The organism is Accumulibacter sp. (assembly GCF_023806565.1).
Lineage (GTDB): Bacteria > Pseudomonadota > Gammaproteobacteria > Burkholderiales > Rhodocyclaceae > Accumulibacter.
This window is the reverse complement of record NZ_JAMTDV010000031.1, coordinates 31376-34942: the sequence shown is the minus strand read 5'-3', so window position 1 is coordinate 34942 and position 3567 is coordinate 31376. Positions and strand designations below refer to the sequence as shown.

General features: G+C 58.6%; 4 protein-coding genes. All 4 read right to left on the bottom strand.

Going from position 1 to position 3567, the window contains the following annotated elements; genetic code table 11:
- Nucleotides 1-3: 3 nt before the first annotated feature.
- Entirely contained in the window at nt 4-822 is an 819-nt protein-coding gene (locus NFV80_RS04135) for a hydrolase 2, exosortase A system-associated (RefSeq protein WP_296757951.1), read from the bottom strand.
- Nucleotides 823-840: 18 nt separating this feature from the next.
- Nucleotides 841-1095 (bottom strand): phosphopantetheine-binding protein, encoded by a 255-nt coding sequence (locus NFV80_RS04130; protein ID WP_295328664.1) that lies wholly within the window; start codon nt 1093-1095, stop codon nt 841-843.
- Nucleotides 1096-1591: 496 nt separating this feature from the next.
- Nucleotides 1592-3184 (bottom strand): lipopolysaccharide biosynthesis protein, encoded by a 1593-nt coding sequence (locus NFV80_RS04125; protein WP_295328666.1) that lies wholly within the window; start codon nt 3182-3184, stop codon nt 1592-1594.
- The coding region (locus tag NFV80_RS04120; RefSeq protein ID WP_366143404.1) for a tetratricopeptide repeat protein at nt 3087-3567 on the bottom strand (481 nt) is incomplete at its 5' end. The genes NFV80_RS04125 and NFV80_RS04120, both read right to left, overlap by 98 nt.

The following is a 3567-nucleotide window of genomic DNA, read 5'->3' as shown; positions in this document are numbered from 1 at the left end:
CCGTCACACCCAGGATTCGGCCGCAGAAGCCGTTGCGTCGACGAGGGTAGGACATTGGACCAACTCGGCTGCGTTGGCAGCCCCCCAGAACGATTCGCCTCCAACCGCTTTCATGGTCACCTCCGTACCGTTCGCCCGCCACCCCTCTGCGACGCGCAAAGCCGCCGGCGAAGGCGCGCGACCGTGCTCCGCCACCACCTCGAACCACTCGACCGGACAAAGCGGACGGGTAAGCGCTGCCAGCCCAAGGCTGGCCGCCAACGCAGGAGTCAGCGGATACCCCGCCACCTCGATGGTCTCGCCGCCGGCAAGGCGCGAACGCAACTGCGCTACCGATACGCCCGCCGTGGAGCCGGACAGCATTACGTTTGCGACGGCCAGCCTGAGGAACTGCGAGAGGAATGTGTCACCGCTGACCACTGGCTGCCACAGAATGCACCGCTCGTAAGCTCCCCCAGGGTCTGCCGCACATTCGGCTGCGAGCAATCCCCCCAACCGCATGCCCCACACCAGTAGTCGCCGATAGCCGTAGTCATGCAACCATCCGGACGCCAGATCGATGTCGTCCCGCCACGCGTCCCAAGTCGCATCCTCCAAGCTGCCAGTGCTGTCGCCGCAACCCAAGAGGTCGATCAGCAAGACACCAATTCCCAAAGCGGCAAACCGACGCGCTGTCTGTGCGACGACATGGCGCGACTTGTTCATTTCCTCTGCAAACGCGGGCACAAACACCACGGCCTGGTTCAACGTAACTCCCTTGGCCGGTGGATGATGCACGCAGAACCGGCTCCCGACTCGAGCAGGGAGAAAGAAGGACTCCATCAGCAGACGCCGACCGAATCAGCCCTGCAGCTTCTGGGTGACGAAGGTGGCGAGACTGCCTAAAGTGGCAAATATGGATGCATCCAGTTCGTCATCGTCGATAACGATGTCAAACTGCTCCTCCAAGGCAGAAATCAAGCCGACGACGGCCATGGAATCAAGCTCCGGGATGCTTCCCAAGAGCGGAGACTCCACCGTGAGATTATCCCGCCGTTGACCTAATTGAAGCACGTCACCAAGGATGATTCTAACGCGATCTATCGTTGTTACCACTGCGAAAATCCACCTATAAGTAATAATATTGAATTACAGAAGTTTTCGAAAGATGATGGAAATGTCCCCATCACCTGAACACCACCCACAAAAAACCGAACGCCAGTATTTTCTTGGTGTTTGTACTCTATCGGTCACCTTTCTGCACCGCGGGCGAATTGTCCAATAATCAAGGTATTCTCAATTAATGCAGTAGGTTATGACATAAAATTCTCAGCTTTTCGAGTATAGAGAATTCAGGACCGACTGTAAAGCGCCGCGCTCGCAGTTGCCTCCCCGTCATTCCGATGCCGATGGACAGAATTTGGGCACTGCCGGTGGAACGCGGCGCGGCAAGTGGAGCCGGATCTGTCTGGCCTGAACGCAACTGACTGGCCGCCCAGGCGATGTCCCGGGTTTCCGAGGGCGCTGTCATCCGTTGCGTCGCACTCATCGCGGCCGTGGGGAATCTGCGACAAGAGGGTTGGCACAGCGTGACAATCCGATGGTTGATTGCTCATAGGGCTTTTGCGCGCTTCCTCATTTTTTCTAAGAGCGTTACGGCTTCCATCCAGAAGGGGTGCTTACAGATCTTGAGGGAGGCAATCCATGCAGCGCCGGTGGCCAGACTGCAGCCCGCAAAAACTGCGAGGCAATTGGCCTCGGTTTGTTCGATGAAGAGCGCCACCACTAGACTCGGCGTCGCGGCAACCGCGGTGACAGCGCCGCTGGGTATGCATGCTCGCACCATGTCCCTGAAACGCAACCCGATAATCTGCCGAAGGAAGCGGTGTGAGGCAAAGGTGCCTCCCAGAGCGGCCAGGGCCAGTCCCCAGCACACACCGGTGAGTCCGAATGGAACTACCAGCGCCAGACTCGCGACACGCAAGCCTTGCACGACGAACTGCAGCTTGTTGCTTTGGTCAATGCGACCTTCCGCGATCATCACTTCGGTCGCCAGCCAGTACGGCAGCTCGAGGATGGCAACCACGCACAAGATCTGTGCCAACGGCACCGACGACATCCACTGCCCGCCATAGAGCACGCGAATTGCCGAATACGCAATGACACCGATGTAAACGAAGAACGGCCAGCCAATACCGGTCAGCAGGGTCGTTGCCTTTAGATATCCTTCCGCGGTCCGTTGGCCGGCTCGCGCCTCTTGGGCGAAATAGGGCAGGCAGATCGGCGCTGCGGCGCGTAGTACGGTCCGGTTGAAGATCTCCATCAGGCCGTTGGCTCGGCTGAAGAAGGCAACCGAAGCCATGTCCAGAACTCTGCCGATCACCGCCTCAGGAGCGCTCTTGCCGACCTGTCCAAGAAAATAGATGCCTATCGCGTGCTTGCCAAAATTCACCACCTCGCGCAGTCCGGACAGCGATGGCCAGAACGGGAGGTCGGCAGGACGTACGCTGACCGCATAGCCGACGGTGACCATAACGCCGGCAAGCGAAGCCCAAGCCAACGCAAGATAACCGAATCCCGCAAGTGCCCCAGTGGTGGCGACCAGAAAGCTGGTGGTGTTGGCCAGCAGCCCGGCGATGAATAGTGGGCGGTAATTCAGCTGACGGCGGTAATAGGCCATGGTGACCGCGCCAAACGGAATCAGCAGGAAATTGACCGATTGAATCTGCATGACCGTCGTCACGCCGGCGTGCCGATAGAAGTCGGCGACCGGACCGCTGGCAAGGAACAGGATCACGGCCATCAGCCACGAGAGACCGATATTGGCCGCAAGCGCTGCGCGGATCTTCTTGGTCGTCAGGTTCTTCTCCTGAATCAAGTACTCGCCGACGCCGAAATCGCGAAAGTTGCTGGCAAGTGCGGCGAATATCGCGGCCACCGAAAAAACCCCGATTTCGGCTGGAGTGAGCAGGCGAGCAATGATCAGGCTGCTCACCAACTGCAGGGCGACGCCAAGATAGCTGTCGGCCAGTGAGAAGACCAGCGAGCGCCGAACAGAACTCAAGAGAATTCCCGTAATGCGGGTGCCGGAAAGATCCTTGCGCTGGTCACTGCGCCGGATCCCCGTCCGGCGCCGACTGATCCGGTGCCTCACTGGCGGAAACTTCTCCTGCAAACGCTTGACCAGCCGTCTCTTCAGCGCCATCGGGCTGCGGCAAGTCCTTGACTTTCGGGATGATATCGGAAGGCTTTCCTCCAAGCAGTCGATACTGTTCCTGCAGCGTTTTGGAGTTTGGGCTGTATTCCAGGCCTGATTTTACCAATTCTTTTGCTTCGCCCCGGCGCCCCGATTTGATCAGGAACTCAGCCCAATAGGAATAAGCCGGCCAGTAGTCCGGCTTCAATGCTCGTGCCTGTGCAAAGGAGTTGTTCGCGTCGTTCGGGCGGGCGGCCCGCAATTCGACCTCGCCAAGTGCGGTGTAGACTTCCGGAAGCAGGATGAAAGTCTTCGGCGTGTTCTTGATGACGTATTTGAAATCCGCAGGAACCGAAGTTCCCAGCAAGAACTTTCTGGTTTGTGGCGGCGTG